The sequence below is a fragment of the Aliiruegeria lutimaris genome (genome assembly GCF_900099935.1).
In the GTDB taxonomy this organism is placed as follows: domain Bacteria; phylum Pseudomonadota; class Alphaproteobacteria; order Rhodobacterales; family Rhodobacteraceae; genus Tropicimonas; species Tropicimonas lutimaris.
On the sequence record NZ_FNEK01000034.1, the window covers coordinates 35,280 to 51,491 of the forward strand.

Genomic DNA, 16,212 nt, shown 5'->3' on the forward strand with positions numbered 1-16,212 from the left:
CATTCTATGGTATCGATACCATAAGCGGGATTGCACAGATTTGTCGAGGCCAAAATCGGAGACACACCATGGCGACTGGAATGGAACTTTTCGATCTGAGCGGAAAGACGGCCCTCGTAACCGGCTCGTCCCAAGGGATCGGCTTCGCTCTTGCCAAGGGCCTGATGGAGGCCGGTGCCGCTCTCATCTTGAACGGACGCGATGTGGACAAACTGGCGGGCGCGGCCAAAGAACTGCGCGCTGCAGGTGGAACTGTCTACGAACTCGCCTTCGACGCGACTGACCATGCTGCCGTCAAGGCCGCCATTGACACGTTCGAGACGGACATCGGACCGATCGACATTCTGGTGAACAATGCCGGGATGCAGCACCGCACCGAGCTTCAGGACTTCCCGCCTGAAGCCTTTCAACAATTGCTTCAGACCAATATCACGACCGTCTTCAACGTCGGCCAGGCTGTCGCCCGCCACATGATTGGACGTGGTGAAGGCAAGATCATCAACATCGCTTCGGTACAGACCTCCCTCGCCCGCCCGGGCATCGCCCCCTACACGGCGACCAAAGGCGCCGTCGGCAACCTGACCAAGGGCATGGCGACCGACTGGGCGAAGTACGGGCTGCAATGCAACGGGATCGCTCCGGGCTATTTCGACACGCCACTCAACGCCGCGCTTGTTGCGGACCCTGATTTTACCGCATGGCTGGAAAAGCGGACCCCGGCTGGCCGGTGGGGCAATGTCGATGAACTAGTGGGCGCCTGCGTGTTTCTGTCGTCGCCCGCGTCGAGCTTCGTCAACGGCCACACACTGTACGTGGATGGCGGCATCACCGCGTCGCTCTGAGCCAGAGCCTTCCAGGCAAGCAACAGACAGGAGAGCATGATGACATTGAACGTTGCCCTGATCGGAGCCGGCGCCATGGGCGGTGCCATCGGCACCCGGCTTGTGGAAACCGGATGCAACCTGACAGTCTTTGACCTGGATCTGGAAAAGGTCGCGGTCCTGACGGAAAAGGGCGCCTCGGCGGCGAGTTCAGCCGCGGAGGCCGCCGCCGCAAGCGACTTTGTCATCACCAGCCTGAATGCGGCAAAGATCGTGGAGATCGCCGTTTTCGGACCTCAAGGCGTGGCCGAAGGCGCGAAGCCGGGAACGCTGATCATCGACATGTCGTCGATCGATCCGGAAGCGACCAAGGCGCTGGCCGTGAAGGCGGCCGAAGCGGGCCTTCGATGGGTCGACAGCCCGCTTTCCGGCGGTGCGCCGAAGGCGCTGATCGGCGAGTTGACCCTGATGGCCGGCGGCACCGAAAAGGACGTTGCCGACGCCCATGAAGTTCTCAAGCACGTCGCAAGCAACTACACCCATATGGGGCCGTCCGGCGCCGGGCAGACGACCAAGCTGATCAACCAGGTCCTTTGCGGTCTCGGGTTTCTTGCTGTCGCCGAAGCGACGCAACTTGCCGAGGATGCGGGCGTGGACGCGGCCAAGATACCGCAGGCATTGAAGGGCGGGCGGGCCGACAGCGCGCTGCTTCAGGAGTACATGCCCCGCTTTGCCACGCGCGATTACCGCCGCACAGGGCGGATCGACAACATGGTCAAGGATCTGAACGGCGCCCAGGACCTGGCACGGCTGACCAACACGTCCATGCCCCTGACGGCGGTCTGCGCCGAGGTGCACCGCATGCTCACCGCCGCCGGTCTTGGCGGCGAAGACCAGGCCGCGCTGATGGAATACTTCAAAGGCCCCAACAGGGACAAACTGTCATGATTACCCGATATGCCATGTTCGAAGGTCGCCTCAAGGACGGCAAGACACAGGCCTTCCGGGACGGCATCCGCGATCGCCTCGTGCCGATCCTGAAAACCTTCGACGGTGTCCTCGAGGTAAGCATCGCCTTTACGAACGAGCGCGACGAAGGGGCGCCGGACCTGCCGCTGATCCTCGCGGTGTCCTATCCGGATGTCGATACGATGCGGGCCGCACTTGCCAGCCCTGCCCGCGAACATGCGATCGAAGTGACCGGCGAGATCTTTGCCGAATGCTTTGACGGCCACATTCACCACCATGTCACGGAGCGCACGGCCTATCCGGTGTAATCGCACCCGGCCTCCCGGCACTAAAAAGCGGGAACCCGGAAATGCTTGCGCTCCCTTGCGGATGGCACCGACAGGATCGAAAAGGCGAACATGAGCCGCAAGATCACAATGAAGGACGTTGCCAAGGCCGCCGGCGTCGCGCCGATGACGGTTTCGCGCGCCTTCAAGTCGGACGCCGTGGTCAACGCCGATACCCGCGCCAGGGTGATGAAAGCGGCCGAGGAGTTGGGCTATGTCTTCGACAGCGCGGCATCCAACCTGCGTTCCCGGAAGTCCGGCTTTGTCGCAGCGATCATCCCGTCGCTGAACAACGCCAACTTCGCCGACACGATTGGTGCCATGTCCAGGGTCCTGGAACAGCATGGGCTCCAGATCCTGCTAGGCTACACCGGCTACAGCGTCGACGAGGAACAGCGCCTGATCGAACAATTGTTGCGCCGCAGCCCCGAAGCGATCGTGCTGACAGGGGGCCACCACACCGAGCGGGCGCGAGAACTGCTCGCGAACGCCACTGTTCCGATTATCGAAACCTGGGACCTTCCGGACAAGCCGGTCCAGCATGTCGTTGGCTTTTCCAACACGACCGCCATGAAGGGATTGGTGGATCACCTCATTTCGAGAGGCTTCACGAAGATCGCCTTTCTCGGTGGGGATGCGGCGGGTGACCACCGGGGCCAGGCGCGGCTGGCCGGCTTCCTGGAGGCGCTCGGTCGCCACGGCCTGGACGCTTCACGCCTCATTTCCGCCGGCCCGGCCCCCGTCGCCATGCGGGAAGGCGCCCTGGCCATGCAAAGCCTGCTGGCCAGGTTCCCGGATACGGAAGCAGCGGTCTGCGTGTCTGACCTGTCCGCCTTCGGCGCCCTGACCGAATGTCAGCGCCGCGGGCTGCGGGTTCCGGAGGACATCGCCATCGCCGGGTTCGGTGCCTATGACATCTCGGCCTTCGCTCACCCGACAATCACGACGATAGACGCATTTCCGACCGAGATCGGGCGCAAGACTGGGCAGTTGATCGTCAAGCTGTTGCGGAGCGACGAGGTGCCTGTCGATCCGCAAATAGAAGAGATCTTTCCGCAACTGGTTGTACGGCAATCGGCTCCGTAGCGGGTTGGCGCCGGAAGCCGGGTTGCGGGATTGAATGGGGACAGAAACAAGGATTTACGGTTCAGCCGCTTGCTGGACCGATGAACCGATGAACCGAAGAGGAGAGAACATGATCTTTGGACGCCTGGATAACCTGGCCGCAGCAGCCGAGACGCTGCCGGCGAATATTCTGGAGGCCCTCGAGTTCCTGGCCAGTACGGATTTCACCAGCGCCAAGACGGGGCGCATAGATATCGATGGCGAGAGGCTATTCGCACAGGTGCAAGACTACGTGACGCAACCGGCCTCCGAAAAGCGGCCCGAAGCACATAAGAGCTATATCGACGTCCAGTTCGTTGTGTCCGGCCGAGAGAAAATGGGGTTTGCGCCGATGATCGGCAAGCCGACCGTGGTCGAGGACCTTCTGGAAGAGAACGACGTTCTTTTCTTCGCCGATGTCCCAGATGAGTGCTATCTGACCCTCTCGCCGGGCAGTTATGCCGTTTTCTACCCGTGGGATATACATCGCCCCGGTTGCTCGGCGGAGCAGAATCAGGACGTCCGGAAGATCGTCGTCAAGGTTCTCCTGTAGCCAGTCGCAATCTCCCAACGACAGGTTTTCCTTGTCCCCAATTGGTGCGCAGGGGACAGGGATCCATCGGGCGAATGGAGGGGAAACTCGGGGAACGATAGCGGGGCGTACCGTTCAGTTCTGGGGACGTACTGCTTGAGCCAGCAATTGATGACGACCTGAGCCTGTCTGGTTGATGTGAACCATTCGGCGTTCAGGATTTCCCTGCGCACTGTGCCGTTGAACCGTTCGTTCAAGGCAAGTCGAGGACACCTCCTGTCCACCAGCGTCAAAGTCGCTCGGCGACGTGAGCCTACCCCAGCTGTGAACGTGCGGACTGCCGGCCAGCCGTCGCGCAACGCGCTATCGGTTGGCCAGCCCGAGAGCAGACCAACCACTGGCATTCCCGATCAGCTTTACCCTGCCGGAACAAGAAAAACCGCGAAAAACTCTGAAAGCTCCGTAAAGGCGTCCAGTGGCAGGACGTTTGCGACATACTGATCCGGGCGCACCACGATCATGCAGCCGTGCTCGCGATCGATGCCGCGCATGTCGTAGATATCGCCAAGCCCCTTGTGATCGACGCAGAAGACCTTCTCGTGATCCTGCAGTCCCAGCCGGCCCTTGCTGGGCTTGAGGAGCGACGGCATGTCCTCATAGGCCAGCTCGTCGAAGTGCTGCTGGAACACCGCACGCAGGTCGATGACCGCGTCGATATCCTCGCCCTGACGAGTGTATTTCACGACAGGCGAGGAGGGATCGGTCTCCAGCCAATCGGCCAGCCGGTGAATTGCCGACCCCGGAGCAGACCCGTCCTTTGCGCCGGTAAAGGCGTAGATCCGCCAGCGGCTATCCGCCTCGGCAACATGGCCGAGCTGCATCCGCATCGCGTCCGCCACCCGCACCACCGGGGCCGAGTGGAAACGCCGTCCGATTTCCTCGCCAGTGGCCAGCGCCTGGTGCGAGGAAGCAGCGGTGAGCGCCGAAGGTCCATATTTCACGGCAAGCCCACCGGTGAATTCGAGGTTCTCGATGAATTGCTTCTGAAAGCGCGGCATGTGCCCGCCGTCGAGTTCGGATTTTCCCGGAGGGGCCGACATGATACGCGACCATTCGTGGTCCTTGTCGATCAGCCGCTTGGCCTCGGCCCAGCGTTCGGCCGAGTAGCTCCGCAGCAGGCTGGCATCGGAACGCCCCTGCAGCACATGCACCAGCTTCCAGCCGAGGTTGAACGTATCCTGCATCGAAACATTCATCCCCTGCCCGGCCTTCGGGCTGTGGGTGTGGCAGGCATCGCCCGCGGTGAACACGCGCGGGTTGCGATCCTCGCCGGCCGGAACGTCGTCGAAACGATCGGTCAGCCGATGCCCGATCTCGTAGATCGACCACCAGACGACCTGCTTCACGTCGATCGTGTAGGGTTTCATGATCCGGTTCGCGGCGGCGATCATGTCGGCTTCGGTGAAATTCCGGCTTGAGACCCGCTCGTCCGGGTTCAGCTTGTCCAGCTCCACATACATCCGGAACAGGTAGCCACCCTCGCGCGGCAGGATCAGGATGTTGCCTTCGGAAGAGGAGGCAACCAGGCATTTCTGCCGTACATCCGGAAAGTCGGTATTGGCGAGGATATCCATTACACCCCAGGCCTGGTGCGCCGCGTCGCCGTGCAACTGCCCGCCAATGGCCGTGCGGACATTCGAGCGCGCGCCGTCGCAGCCCACGACGTAATTGGCCTGCACTGTCTTTGTCTCACCCGCATTGATGCCGGTATTCTCCAGGGTCACCGTAACGGGATAGTCGTCGGTCGAGTTGTCGATGCTCACATCCCGCACCGACCAGGAATAGTCCGGCTCCAGCCGCGAAGGTGAATTCCGCATCACGTCGAGGAACAACTCATGCACCCGCGCCTGGTTGATGAGAGTATGGGGCATTTCGGAGGAATCCTCGGGCACGTCCTGCACCCGTCCGATCCGCTGGATCCGTTCCGGGTTCTTCGGGTCGGGCGACCAGAACGTGGTCTGGTTCACCCAGTAGCCTTCGCGCTTCACCTGCTCGCCGAAGCCGAACGCCTGGAACATCTCCATCGTCCGGGTGTTGATGCCATCGGCCTGCCCTTTCTCGATCGGGCCCGGCTTGCGCTCCACGATCATCGTTTCGATTTCGGGAAACTGTGAAAGCTGCGCGGCAAGGCAAAGACCCGCCGGTCCGCAACCGGCGATCAGCACATCCACCTTTTCCGGCAGCGGCGCATGGTGCCCGCGATTGCGACGACAGGGCGCTGCGTTCCTGATATCGGGATCGCCCCCGCGAAAACCGTCCACGTAAAATTGCATCGCCCATCCTCCTCGCGCCACGTTTCCCGGATATAATAACTATACTTACTATTCTCGATCAAGAAAAATACGTATACAAACTAATTTCAACAAATTAACTTTATTGCAGATAGTTACGGATTGGAGTCAGGAGACATGAAGGCGCGCGGGATGGCCGGGCACTTGATTCGCCGGTTGAACCAGATTTCGACGCAGGTGTTTTCGAAGCACATGCACAATGCCGGGCTCGACCTCACGCCTGTCCAGTTTGCCGCCATGGACGCGATCATCACGCATCCCGGCATCGACCAGGCGAGCGTCGCCGCCTTGATCGCCTATGACCGGGCGACCATCGGGGGCGTGATCGACCGGCTGGAGCACAAGGGGTACGTGCGCCGGGAGGTCAGCAAGCGCGACCGACGGGCCCGGGAGGTCAGGGTGACCGGTAAGGGCGCCGAGGCTTTCGAGCAGATCCTGCCGATCGTGACGGCGCTTCAGGATGAGGTTCTGAATGGATTGGACGAGACAGAAAGAGAGACCTTTCTGAAGCTCGCCCACAAAGCGGTCGGAAGCGAGGACGATATGGAGCCCTCCTCGCACGTCGAGTGAGACGCCGGTTCTTCTAACGACCGACGTTCTGACCCGGTATTCCCGCATGCTGAAACGCCAGCGCGTGCTCCAGGGATTGCGGTCTGCGTGCGGGCGATTACGATGCCCCGGAAGGGCCGACGTCCGCCAAGGACCAGCCGCGCCGCCGCAAGAGGGCGGCACATCCGAGAGGTCGTATGCTGAAAGACATTAACTTTAACGGCTTGCGGTACTTCGAAGCCGTCGTGCGGCTCGGGAAAGTGTCTCAGGCCGCCGAAGAGCTTCAGGTGACCACCTCGGCCGTCAGCCAACAGATACGCCTGCTCGAACAGCAATTCGGTGTTTTGCTGTTCCGCCGTCGCAACCGCCGGTTGATCCCGACCGAAGAAGGCGAGCGGCTCTACAACGCCACATCGAAGGCCTTCCGGCTGATGACGGATGTTCAATCCGCCATCGTCCGCCAACCGCAGGGCCGGCAGTTCATCATGCGGGTAAGCCCATCCTTCGGTGTGCGCTGGCTGGGGCCGCGGATAAAATCCTTCCTTGAACAGAACCCGAACTGGGCGGTCCGGGTGGATGCAACGCCGGATTTCTCCGATTTCGAAACCGAGATCGTGGATCTCGACCTGCGTTACGGCCAGGAAACGGCCACCGGATTTCACGAAGTGCTGGTGATGCAGGATTTCGTGATGCCGATGTGCGCGCCATCCCTGTTGGAGAAGCTCAGGGAAATCAGCGACGACCCGATGGAGCAAATTCGCAAGGCCCAGCTAATCGATTCCGCGAAGAGCGTGTTTCGTTGGGATCTGTGGCTGAACCGGTATGGCGGACAGTCGCTGTCGATACCGCCCTTGTATCAGCTACGCTTCGACCGTTCATCGATGGCGATACAACTTGCCGCCGACGGCGCCGGCGTGGCGCTGGAGAGCGTGGTGTTGGCCTGGCGAGAACTCTCTGAGGGACGGCTGGTACCGCTTTCTTCGCAGATCGACGTGATCGCCTATCCCGCATATCGCGTGGTCTGTCCGCCCCGGCATACCAACCGCCGGATCGTTCGGCTGTTCACCGAATGGGTCGTAGAGCAAGGCCTGGAGCACATGACCGAGATCCGGGCCTTCCTGAAGGCGAACGGGTGTCGTGTGGTTCATGAGGACGGGCCGGCGTCGGAGGGAGGGAGTGACGGGGAGAAGCCGGCCCGTCCGGAAGCGCAGGACCCTCAGTAGATGGTCAGCGCCGGAACGTAGGAGATCAGCAGCAGCACGATGATCGCGACGCCGTAGAAAGGCAGAAGCGCGCGGACTGTTTCGCCGATTCTGCATCTCGCAATGGCGGTGGAGATGAAGAGCGTCGTGCCCACCGGCGGCGTGTAGAGGCCGATGGCGAGGTTGACGACCATGATCAGGCCCAGTTGCACCAGGTCCAGCCCGATCGAGTTGGCGATGGTGACGAAGAGCGGCCCGAGCAGGAGCACGGCGGCCGGCAGGTCGAGGAAGGCGCCCACGACCAGCATCACGCAGTTGAGGGCGATAATCACCATCCAAGGCTCGGAGAAGGTCACGCCCACCCATTCGGCCAGCATCTGCGGCACGCGCTCGGCGGTCAGCACCCACTGGATCGTGGAGGAGGCCATGATGATGATCATCACCGCACCGGTCATCATCGCGGTTTCGACCGAGGCGTCCCAGATGCCTTTCCATGTCAGGTCGCGGTAAAGCAGGCCCGACACGATCAGCGCATAGGCCACGGCCATGACCGAAACCTCGGTCGGCGTGGCGATGCCGAAGCGCAGCGTGCCTATGACGAAGACGGGCATCAGCAGCGCCGGGATCGCGATGAACACCTGGCTCTTGAAGGCGGCGAAGCCTCCCGGCAGCGGCGAGCGCGGCAGCTTCATCGCCCGGGCAACGATGGCCACCATGGCGAACATGCCGACGCCGAGCATCAGGCCGGGCAGGATGCCGGCGACAAAGAGATCGACGATGGAGACGTTGGAGACCAGCCCGAACAGGATCAGCGGGATCGAGGGCGGGATCAGGACCGAGACGGTGGAGGCGCAGGAATTGACCGCCGCCGAGAAGCCGCCGGGATAGCCTTCCTTCTTCTGCACCGGGATCAGCGCATTGCCGAGCGCGGAAGCGTCGGCCACGGCCGAGCCGGAGACGCCGCCGAACATCACCGAACCGATGATGGTCACCTGCCCCAGTCCGCCACGGAAATGGCCGACGAGCAGGCGTGCGATATTGACGAGATAGACGCCGAACTTGCCCGACATCATCAACGAACCGGCCATGATGAAGAACGGGATGGCGAGCATCGGGAAGCTCTGCGTGGGCGTGTAGAGGCGCTGGACGATGACCGCGAGCGGCTTGCCATCGGCAATCAGCGCCGCGGCGACGCCGCCAAGCATTGCGTGGGCCACGGGCACCGAGAAGGCCAGTAGCCCGAAGAAGACCCAAATCAGGGGAGCGGTCATGCTTTTTCTCCGTTAGCTCAGGCTGGAGGTTTCATAATCGCTGGCATGCAGGTCCTCACCCGCAATCGTGCGGATGATGTCCACTACAGCGATCACCGACATGCCGGCGAAAGCATAGAACAGGCTGAGATAGCCCCAGTATTGCTTGATGCCGAGCGTCGATAGTGTCTGAAATTTTGCCGCCTTCAGGATCGGCCCGCTGGCGTCGAGCACGCTCACCGAGATCACGAGGATGGTGATGTTGATTGCCAGCGACAGGATGCGCCGCGGTCCTTGGGGCAGCATGTCGGGCATCAGGGTGATGGCGATGTTGCGTCCACGCGCAGCCGCGATAACGATGCCGCCGCCAACCATCCAGGGAAGCAGAATGGCGTGGATTTCATAAGCCCAGGCGATGCCGGAGCCGAAAGCATACCGCAGGATCACGTTGACCAGCAGCGTCGCGAAGGTGACTCCGAGGCACACGGCGGCGACAATCCGACCGCTCCAATCCAGGAGCGTCGAGATCCCGGTCACCAAAGGGAGGAAGGGGCGTTGCCGCCCCTTCTCGTCTTGGGCCGGGGCATGTGCATCCCCGTTGGTCATTCGAGGCCCGCTGCCTTGCGGAGCGCGGCGACTAGCTCGGGATAAGTCTCGGCGTACTTGTCGTAAACCGACTGAGTCGCTGCCTGATAGGCCGCCTTGTCGGCCTCGGCGAAGGTTGCGCCTTCTTCCTCCATTTTCGGCTGCAGAGCGGCATCGGAGGCCGCAACCATCTCGCGCTGCATCTTGCCGGCCTCGGCCGTGGCGCTCACCACGCAGGCCTGGGTGGCCTCGTCGAGACCCGACCACCATGCAAGGCCAACAACCACCGGGGTGGTCTCGTACTTATGGCCGGTCATGGTGACGAAGGGCGTGATCTCGTGCAGCTTGGCTGAATAGATGTTCACCAGCGGGTTTTCTTGCCCGTCGAACACGCCCGATTCCAGCGCGGTCGGCAGTTCGGACCATGCGAGCGGTGCCGGTGCGGCGCCGAGCGCTTCGAAGATGTCCACGGTCATCTGATCCGGGGGGGTGCGGATCTTCATGCCTTTGAGATCGCCCGGGTTCGGGACGTTCTTGGTCAGGTGCGTGATGTTCCGGATGCCGTTATCCCAGAAACCAACGATCTTCAGGCCGGCATTGTTGGCGCGTGCATCGAGCATTTCGCCGACTTCACCGTCAAGAACCGCCCAGGCCGTAGGCAGGTCGCTAAACAGGAAAGGCAGGCCCAGCAGGCCGATTTCCGGCACGATCTGGGACATGGCGCCCTGGCTGTTCGCCGTCACCTGGATGATGCCCGCCGAAGCCGAGGTCAGCATCTCGGCGTCGTCACCGAGAGTTGCCGAAGGCGCGACGTTGACGCTGTGTGCGCCACCGGTGCACTCGGCAAAGAGCTCGCCCCATTTCTCGGCCGCCTCGTAACGCGGATTGCCCGGGTTGGCGCCATGCGCGAAGATGACCTCATCGGCCTGCGCGGCCCCGGCCAGCATCGTCGCGCCCAACAGGGCCGTGATCAACGTTGTCTTCATGGTTTTCCTCCTCAAGAAAAGCAACTTCCGTCGCCGCGCGAGAAGTCGCGGGCGTCCCGCGCGGCCCCTTCGGTCGAAGAGGCTGCGGTTCGTGATTTCGTTTTCTGGATCAGTCAATTTCCGGCTCGGCGCCCTCAGCCGCCAAGCCGTTCAATGGCCGGCGTCTCAGTGAATGAGCGAACCGCCGTTCACATCGACCTCGGTGCCGGTGCAATAGGCCGACAGGTCCGAGGCAAGGAACAGAGCGCAACCCGCGACATCGCTGGCCTCACCGGCGCGGCCCATCGGGATACCGGCCAGAACCATTTCCTTCATCTCCGGCGTCAGCTTGCCCTGCGTGATGTCCGTGGCGATGAAGCCCGGGCAGATCGCGTTGACGCGGACATTGTCGGGGGCCAGTTCGCGGGCGGAAGCCTTGGTCAGGCCGAGCACGCCGGCCTTGGCCGCGGAATAATGCGGGCCACCAAAGATGCCGCCACCGCGCTGTGCGGAGACCGACGACATGTTGACGATGGAGCCCGACTTGCGTCCGCGCATGTGCGGAACAACGGCCTGGGTGCAGTAGAGCGTGCCGCGCAGGCTGACATCTGTCACCGCGTCATAATTCTCGGGTTCGATCTCCATGAATTTCAGCGGCTGGGTGATGCCGGCATTGTTCACGAGGATGTCGATCTGGCCCCATTTGGCGATAAGCGCGTCCATGACCTGCTGGGCCTGCGCCTTGTCGATCACGTTGCAGGCCATGCCGACATGCTGCGGGCCGAGATCGGCCGCGGCGGCTTCCGCCTGCGCCTGGTCGAGATCGAGGATCGCCACCGTCGCGCCATGCTCGGCAAAGAGTTTCGCGGTGGCCTTGCCCAGACCGCGCGGGGAGGCTGCGCCGGTGATGACGGCGAATTTGCCTTCAAGTAGTCCCATTTTATTCTCCATTCGTGAGGGCTGTCAGAGCCAGCTTTTGATTTGCTCGCCTACGGCACGGCGGGAGATCCCGTACATGTCGTGCAGCGTCGGCAGGGCGCCGGCTTCGAGGAATTGATCCGGCAGGCCGATCTGGCGGAAGACCGGCACGACACCCGCCGTCAGCAGGGTCGTGGCCACGGCTTCACCCAGCCCGCCAAGCTTGGTGTGGTTCTCGGCCACCACGCAGAGCCGGCCCTTGCCGGCCCCGGCGAGGATGGTCTCGGTATCGAGCGGCTTGATCGTCGGGCAGTGCAGCACGGCGACATCGATGCCGTCCTTCGCCAGATCTTCGGCCGCGTCGAGCGCCCGCATCGTCATGATGCCGGTCGAGATCACGAGGACGTCCTTGCCCTCGCGGATCATCTGCGCCTTGCCCAGCTTGAACTGGTAGTCCGGCTTGTGCTTCTGCAGCACATTGGCGACCTGGCCGCGCAGGAGCCGCGCATAGACCGGGCCGTTGTAGGCCACGAGTTCGGGCACCATCTGCGCCACGTCCGTCGCGTCGCAGGGATCGACGATGGCGATATCCGGGAGCCCGCGGAAGATGGCGATGTCTTCGGTCGCCTGGTGGCTCGGTCCGTAACCGGAGGTGAGGCCCGGCAGGGCGCAGCAGATCTTCACCGGCAGACCTTCTTCGGCGATCGTCTGGGAGACGAAATCATAGGCCCGGCGCGATGCGAACACGGCATAAGTCGTGGCAAAGGGGATGAACCCTTCATGGGCGAGGCCGGCGGCCGTTCCCATCAGCGACTGCTCGGCCATGCCCATCTGGTAGAACCGGTCGGGATAGGCATTCGCAAAGACATGCAGGTCGGTATATTTTGACAGATCGGCCGAGAGGCCGACAATGCGCTCGTCCTTTTCGGCCAACGCGTTCAGCGCGTTACCAAAGGGGGCGGCGACGGTATCATAGCCCTCCGCCTCGAGCGAGGCGATCATCGCGGAAGTGGCCTGTTTCCCCTCGGGGACCTTGCGAGGCTCATATTTGCGGGCGCGTGTCGCGGCGGTCATTCCGGGGTCTCCTCGTCAAGAACGGCCAGGGCCTTCTGCCATTCGTCGGGCTCGACCCGCACGAAATGAGTGATCTCACGCTCTTCCAGGAAGGGCACGCCCTTGCACATCTTCGTGTCGCAGATAATCACGCGCGGCCGGGCACCCTCGTGCTCGCGCGCGGCATCGAAGGCGGCGACCAGCGTATCAATGTCGTTGCCGTCGATCCGCTGGGTGAACCAGCCAAAAGCCTCGAACTTGGCGTCGATCGGCTCGGAGGAACACATGCCGGTCGACGCACCATCGGCCTGCTGGTTGTTGAAATCGACGATGCAGATCAGGTTGCCGAGCTTGTGATGGGCCGCGGCCATCGCCGCCTCCCAGGTCGAGCCTTCACCCAACTCGCCATCGGACATCAGGTTGAAAACGAAGGCCGGGCTGTCCTTGCGCTTGAGACCGAGCGCGCGCCCAACGGCCACCGAGAGGCCAAGACCGAGCGAGCCGCCGCTCATCTCCATGCCGGGTGTGTAACTGGCCATGCCGGACATTGGCATGCGGCTATCGTCCATCCCGTAGGTTCCAAGCTCTTCCTCGGGCAGGATGCCCGCTTCCATCAACGCCGCGTAGAAAGCGATGGCATAGTGGCCGATGGAGAGTTGGTAGCGATCGCGCCCTTCCCATTCGGGATCCTCGGCACGGTACTCAACTGCGTGAAAGAACGAGACGGCGAGAACGTCGGCGACGCCGAGCGCCTGTCCGACATAACCCTGCCCCTGAACTTCTCCCATCTGGATGGCTTTGCGACGGATATTCCATGCTCGCCTTGCAAGCGAGACATTCGATCGTCTCTCGATCGAAGCTTCCATATTTCTTGATCCTCCTGAGAGACGCGTCGATCTGCGTCCCGTGGAGGGCATCTTGCGGCAAACAATCGGGAAACGAAACAAACTAGAATTATCACTTTGCGTAGAAGAAATTAACAAAGCGCTCGGAAGCTGAATGCCGCTAGTGTTTTCAAAGGGCTAAATGACCCACCCAGGTAACCAAGAACACGGATTCCGTCTCCCGAATCCTGCCTTTCTTGGTGACCCGCCGTACAGGTCACGCGTTGCTTGGAGACATCCAGGTGAATCGCGCGGAACCTTTGCGGCAACGGCGTCAAGTCCCGCCCGGGACTCAGTTGGAAACAGGCACCCCACATTTCGAGCAGGCCACCTATACGGACGGATACTTCAACCTGCCGACCACCTTCTCCGCCAGGAAGAAGCTCTCCGGTCCGACGAGCAGGGACAGCAGGAAAGCGACCGGCCATGCCACGGCAAAGTGGGCGAGCCAGGTCTGAATCCAACCGGGCGCGAAGCCGGTCGGCACGGCGGAAAAGATCCCGGTCATTATCAGCGCCATCAGGAAGGAGATGAAGATTTGCGCCGTGAAGAGGGTTGTTGTGTCTTTCATTGTCGAACTCCGTATTCAAACCTGAAAACCCCGCAACGGCAGGACCGGCGCGGGCTCGCGATCATGAATGTCGTGGGTTCGAAACTCGACTAGCTCCCGCCTTTCAAGGCGGTGACCGGGATAACCGAACCGGCCGGACGTTTTTCGACATCACCCGCCTGCTAGCGTAACCGGGAACGGCCGGTCAAGCGCGTGAACGCAGAGTGATTGTGCGGCTGACCGATAGCGCCCCAGCGGTTGGCTCCCCTGCCCGCACACACTCTGGCCAGTTTACCCGGAACGTGTTTCAGCACAGCCCCCCCGACAACTTCGTGACGCCGCCTGTTCGTCAAAGCTCGTCGTCCAACGCCGTTCGGAGCGCCACCAGGTCATCGGTCAAGCGTTGCAACAGTTCGGTTCCAACACGCGCTTCGATATCGGCGTAGATACGTGCGCTGGACGGTGCGACCGTTGCGATGAAGGTCCGCCCCTTTTCCGTGAGCGAGATCAGGCTGCGCCGTCCGTCGGTCTCGTCCCGCCGGCTTGCTACCAGCTTCCGCGCCTCCAGCGCCTTGATCATTCGCGTCAGGGACGGCGCCAGAATGCAGGCCAGATCGGCGAGCCGCGACGCATCCATCTCGCCACGTTCCTGCAGCACCCGGATCACCCTCCACTGCTGCTCGGTAATGTCGTGAGCGTGCAGCAATGGACGGAAATGCTCCATCACCGCCTCGCGGGCACTCAACAGCAATATCGGCAGGGTTCGGCGCGTGTTGGCCAGTTCGAACCCGTCATGAATCGATTCTGGCGCCACCATTCCGCTCCCCCGTAACTTTCCGCCCACTTCGCCCAGCCGTCCTCACAAGGCACGCACAAGCCAAGTACTTAACATCGGAAATTACTGCTCTTTCCGAATATCGTCAAATTTATTGAATAAACGATAATATTCCGGATTGTTACTTACCATGTTAATGATGTATTCATGTCAAGAATCGCTTCGTAACGACAAAAAACAGCCATACGCTATAACTTAACACGTTAATGATGCTGCCGAGGGAGGAGATCTCGTGCCAAATCTGACAATAGAATATTCCCCCGGGCTCGAGTCCCGGGCCGATCTTTCGATGCTCTGCCAACAGCTGCATGACGCAATGGTTGGCGCCGGGATCTTCCCTCTCGCCGGGATCCGCATCCGCGCCCATCGCGCCGATCATTGCATCGTCGCCGATGGTCTGCCGGAGAACGACTTTGCCGCGCTCACCCTCGCCGTCGGCGCCGGCAGGTCGAGGGAAGCACTGCAGAAAGCCGGCGAGGCAATTTTCGTCGCCGCACAGAGCGCGCTCGTCGAGCCCCTCTCCACACCGCATTTCGCCCTTTCGCTCGAAATCCGCGTCATCGACCCGGTGCTGAGCTGGAAAGACACACCCATTCACGCCCGCCTCGCGGGCCAGAACTGAAGGATCGGACATGGATGTTCTGAACGAAAATATCGCCCGCGCGTCCGCCTACATGGCGAAATTCCGCGAGGCCGGCGTACTGAACCATATCAACGGCGCTTCCGTGCCGGCCGCCTCCGGTGAAACCTTCGAGACGATTTCACCGGTGGACCTCAAGTCACTCGCTCCCGTCGCCAAGGGGGGCGCGGAGGATATCGACCGTGCCGTCGCCGCGGCCACGGAGGCCTTCAAGACCTGGTCGAAAACGCCCGGCAAGGAGCGCCGCGCGATCCTCATCAAGGTCGCCGAAGCCATCGAGGCGCGCGCCGAGGAGATCGCCTTCACCGAATGCATGGATACTGGTCAGGCGCTGCGTTTCATGTCGAAAGCGGATGAGGTGGATGGCTCCTGCTCCACCGGCATCGAACGTGCCAAAGTGCAGTTGTCATCGACTGCGAGGAAAGGAGCCATCCAATGACAGTAAAGACGGTGGGCCTGGATTTGGCCAAGGACGTTTTTCAGGTGCACTGCGTTTCGGCTACCGGGCGTAAGATCATCAACAAGAAAATCAAACGCGCGAAGCTGCTCGCCTTCTTCGAGACATTGCCACGCTGTGTGGTTGGAATGGAGGCTTGCGGTTCAGCCCATCACTGGGGTCGCGAACTGCGCAAGCTTGGCCATGATGTTCGGCTCATGCCGGCGGCCTATGTCAAACCT

Annotated in this window: 18 protein-coding genes and 2 pseudogenes; 10 read left to right on the forward strand and 10 right to left on the reverse strand. The window is 61.8% G+C overall.

The genetic code is table 11. The features are described from left to right. Positions 1-68 precede the first annotated feature (68 nt). The 5 genes and pseudogenes from BLR85_RS16115 (at position 69) to BLR85_RS16135 (ending at position 3,773) form a co-directional block, all read left to right on the forward strand. On the forward strand, positions 69-842 hold the full coding sequence (locus BLR85_RS16115) for an SDR family oxidoreductase (RefSeq protein ID WP_093158220.1): 774 nt from the start codon (positions 69-71) through the stop codon (positions 840-842). A 30-nt stretch (positions 843-872) separates the two neighbouring features. After that, positions 873-1,769, forward strand: a pseudogene (locus BLR85_RS30365) (NAD(P)-dependent oxidoreductase); the annotation flags it as partial. Further along, positions 1,766-2,098 (forward strand): hypothetical protein, encoded by a 333-nt coding sequence (locus tag BLR85_RS16125; protein ID WP_093158228.1) that lies wholly within the window; start codon positions 1,766-1,768, stop codon positions 2,096-2,098. The pseudogene BLR85_RS30365 and the gene BLR85_RS16125, both read left to right, overlap by 4 nt. A 90-nt stretch (positions 2,099-2,188) precedes the next feature. Beyond that, entirely contained in the window at positions 2,189-3,202 is a 1,014-nt protein-coding gene (locus BLR85_RS16130; protein WP_244520755.1) for a LacI family DNA-binding transcriptional regulator, read from the forward strand. A 109-nt stretch (positions 3,203-3,311) separates the two neighbouring features. Further along, a complete protein-coding gene (locus BLR85_RS16135) occupies positions 3,312-3,773 on the forward strand; it encodes a NanQ anomerase/TabA/YiaL family protein (RefSeq protein ID WP_093158233.1) in 462 nt (153 codons plus the stop codon). Here the strand turns inward: BLR85_RS16135 and BLR85_RS30485 are convergent. Together BLR85_RS30485 and BLR85_RS16145 are read right to left on the reverse strand one after the other, a co-directional pair. Then, a complete protein-coding gene (locus BLR85_RS30485) occupies positions 3,734-4,156 on the reverse strand; it encodes an integrase core domain-containing protein (protein ID WP_093158238.1) in 423 nt (140 codons plus the stop codon). The genes BLR85_RS16135 and BLR85_RS30485 overlap by 40 nt on opposite strands. Positions 4,157-4,168: 12 nt before the next feature. Continuing rightward, positions 4,169-6,085 (reverse strand): FAD-binding monooxygenase, encoded by a 1,917-nt coding sequence (locus BLR85_RS16145; RefSeq protein WP_093158243.1) that lies wholly within the window; start codon positions 6,083-6,085, stop codon positions 4,169-4,171. A gap of 135 nt (positions 6,086-6,220) precedes the next feature. Here BLR85_RS16145 and BLR85_RS16150 point away from each other — a divergent pair, with 135 nt between their 5' ends. Both BLR85_RS16150 and BLR85_RS16155 read left to right on the forward strand, forming a co-directional pair. Further along, positions 6,221-6,673, forward strand: a complete 453-nt coding sequence (locus BLR85_RS16150) for a MarR family winged helix-turn-helix transcriptional regulator (RefSeq protein WP_093158248.1) — start codon at positions 6,221-6,223, stop codon at positions 6,671-6,673. Positions 6,674-6,849: 176 nt separating this feature from the next. Further along, positions 6,850-7,875 carry a LysR family transcriptional regulator gene (locus tag BLR85_RS16155; RefSeq protein WP_093158254.1) on the forward strand — a complete coding sequence of 342 codons (1,026 nt, stop codon included), beginning with the start codon at positions 6,850-6,852 and terminating at the stop codon, positions 7,873-7,875. On the opposite strand, the gene BLR85_RS16160 is transcribed toward BLR85_RS16155, so the two are convergent. The 8 genes from BLR85_RS16160 to hpaR form a co-directional block, all read right to left on the reverse strand. After that, the gene (locus tag BLR85_RS16160) at positions 7,869-9,125 is read right to left on the reverse strand and encodes a TRAP transporter large permease (protein ID WP_093158259.1); all 1,257 of its coding nucleotides are present in this window, start codon (positions 9,123-9,125) and stop codon (positions 7,869-7,871) included. The genes BLR85_RS16155 and BLR85_RS16160 overlap by 7 nt on opposite strands. Before the next feature lie 12 nt (positions 9,126-9,137). Beyond that, positions 9,138-9,710 (reverse strand): TRAP transporter small permease, encoded by a 573-nt coding sequence (locus BLR85_RS16165; protein ID WP_093158265.1) that lies wholly within the window; start codon positions 9,708-9,710, stop codon positions 9,138-9,140. Then, positions 9,707-10,675: a TRAP transporter substrate-binding protein gene (locus BLR85_RS16170; RefSeq protein WP_093158270.1), complete on the reverse strand. Its 969-nt coding sequence runs from the start codon at positions 10,673-10,675 to the stop codon at positions 9,707-9,709. The genes BLR85_RS16165 and BLR85_RS16170 overlap by 4 nt, the downstream gene beginning before the upstream one ends. Positions 10,676-10,840: 165 nt before the next feature. Further along, a complete protein-coding gene (locus BLR85_RS16175; protein WP_093158275.1) occupies positions 10,841-11,593 on the reverse strand; it encodes an SDR family NAD(P)-dependent oxidoreductase in 753 nt (250 codons plus the stop codon). A 24-nt stretch (positions 11,594-11,617) separates the two neighbouring features. Next, the gene (locus BLR85_RS16180; protein WP_093158280.1) at positions 11,618-12,646 is read right to left on the reverse strand and encodes a transketolase family protein; all 1,029 of its coding nucleotides are present in this window, start codon (positions 12,644-12,646) and stop codon (positions 11,618-11,620) included. Beyond that, entirely contained in the window at positions 12,643-13,491 is an 849-nt protein-coding gene (locus tag BLR85_RS16185; protein WP_093158285.1) for a transketolase, read from the reverse strand. The genes BLR85_RS16180 and BLR85_RS16185 overlap by 4 nt, the downstream gene beginning before the upstream one ends. A 349-nt stretch (positions 13,492-13,840) precedes the next feature. Further along, entirely contained in the window at positions 13,841-14,080 is a 240-nt protein-coding gene (locus BLR85_RS16190) for a DUF2798 domain-containing protein (protein WP_093158290.1), read from the reverse strand. A 328-nt stretch (positions 14,081-14,408) separates the two neighbouring features. Continuing rightward, positions 14,409-14,876 carry a homoprotocatechuate degradation operon regulator HpaR gene (hpaR, locus tag BLR85_RS16195; RefSeq protein ID WP_093158295.1) on the reverse strand — a complete coding sequence of 156 codons (468 nt, stop codon included), beginning with the start codon at positions 14,874-14,876 and terminating at the stop codon, positions 14,409-14,411. A 250-nt stretch (positions 14,877-15,126) separates the two neighbouring features. On the opposite strand from hpaR, the gene BLR85_RS16200 reads away from it, so the two are divergent. From BLR85_RS16200 to BLR85_RS16210, 3 genes and pseudogenes are all read left to right on the forward strand, one after another. After that, positions 15,127-15,516 carry a 5-carboxymethyl-2-hydroxymuconate Delta-isomerase gene (locus BLR85_RS16200; RefSeq protein ID WP_093158300.1) on the forward strand — a complete coding sequence of 130 codons (390 nt, stop codon included), beginning with the start codon at positions 15,127-15,129 and terminating at the stop codon, positions 15,514-15,516. Between the two features lie 10 nt (positions 15,517-15,526). Next, complete coding sequence (locus BLR85_RS16205) at positions 15,527-15,973, forward strand: aldehyde dehydrogenase family protein (RefSeq protein ID WP_093158303.1); 447 nt, start codon at positions 15,527-15,529, stop codon at positions 15,971-15,973. Further along, positions 15,970-16,212 (forward strand): annotated as a pseudogene (locus BLR85_RS16210) (IS110 family transposase); the annotation flags it as partial. The gene BLR85_RS16205 and the pseudogene BLR85_RS16210, both read left to right, overlap by 4 nt.

Bases quoted from the DNA above. Each gene is read 5' to 3' on its own strand.
- BLR85_RS16115 (WP_093158220.1), top strand. From the start codon at position 69: ATGGCGACTGGAATGGAACTTTTCGATCTGAGCGGAAAGACGGCCCTC.
- BLR85_RS16125 (WP_093158228.1), top strand. From the start codon at position 1,766: ATGATTACCCGATATGCCATGTTCGAAGGTCGCCTCAAGGACGGCAAG.
- BLR85_RS16130 (WP_244520755.1), top strand. From the start codon at position 2,189: ATGAGCCGCAAGATCACAATGAAGGACGTTGCCAAGGCCGCCGGCGTC.
- BLR85_RS16135 (WP_093158233.1), top strand. From the start codon at position 3,312: ATGATCTTTGGACGCCTGGATAACCTGGCCGCAGCAGCCGAGACGCTG.
- BLR85_RS30485 (WP_093158238.1), bottom strand. From the start codon at position 4,156: ATGCCAGTGGTTGGTCTGCTCTCGGGCTGGCCAACCGATAGCGCGTTG.
- BLR85_RS16145 (WP_093158243.1), bottom strand. From the start codon at position 6,085: ATGCAATTTTACGTGGACGGTTTTCGCGGGGGCGATCCCGATATCAGG.
- BLR85_RS16150 (WP_093158248.1), top strand. From the start codon at position 6,221: ATGAAGGCGCGCGGGATGGCCGGGCACTTGATTCGCCGGTTGAACCAG.
- BLR85_RS16155 (WP_093158254.1), top strand. From the start codon at position 6,850: ATGCTGAAAGACATTAACTTTAACGGCTTGCGGTACTTCGAAGCCGTC.
- BLR85_RS16160 (WP_093158259.1), bottom strand. From the start codon at position 9,125: ATGACCGCTCCCCTGATTTGGGTCTTCTTCGGGCTACTGGCCTTCTCG.
- BLR85_RS16165 (WP_093158265.1), bottom strand. From the start codon at position 9,710: ATGACCAACGGGGATGCACATGCCCCGGCCCAAGACGAGAAGGGGCGG.
- BLR85_RS16170 (WP_093158270.1), bottom strand. From the start codon at position 10,675: ATGAAGACAACGTTGATCACGGCCCTGTTGGGCGCGACGATGCTGGCC.
- BLR85_RS16175 (WP_093158275.1), bottom strand. From the start codon at position 11,593: ATGGGACTACTTGAAGGCAAATTCGCCGTCATCACCGGCGCAGCCTCC.
- BLR85_RS16180 (WP_093158280.1), bottom strand. From the start codon at position 12,646: ATGACCGCCGCGACACGCGCCCGCAAATATGAGCCTCGCAAGGTCCCC.
- BLR85_RS16185 (WP_093158285.1), bottom strand. From the start codon at position 13,491: ATGGAAGCTTCGATCGAGAGACGATCGAATGTCTCGCTTGCAAGGCGA.
- BLR85_RS16190 (WP_093158290.1), bottom strand. From the start codon at position 14,080: ATGAAAGACACAACAACCCTCTTCACGGCGCAAATCTTCATCTCCTTC.
- hpaR (WP_093158295.1), bottom strand. From the start codon at position 14,876: ATGGTGGCGCCAGAATCGATTCATGACGGGTTCGAACTGGCCAACACG.
- BLR85_RS16205 (WP_093158303.1), top strand. From the start codon at position 15,527: ATGGATGTTCTGAACGAAAATATCGCCCGCGCGTCCGCCTACATGGCG.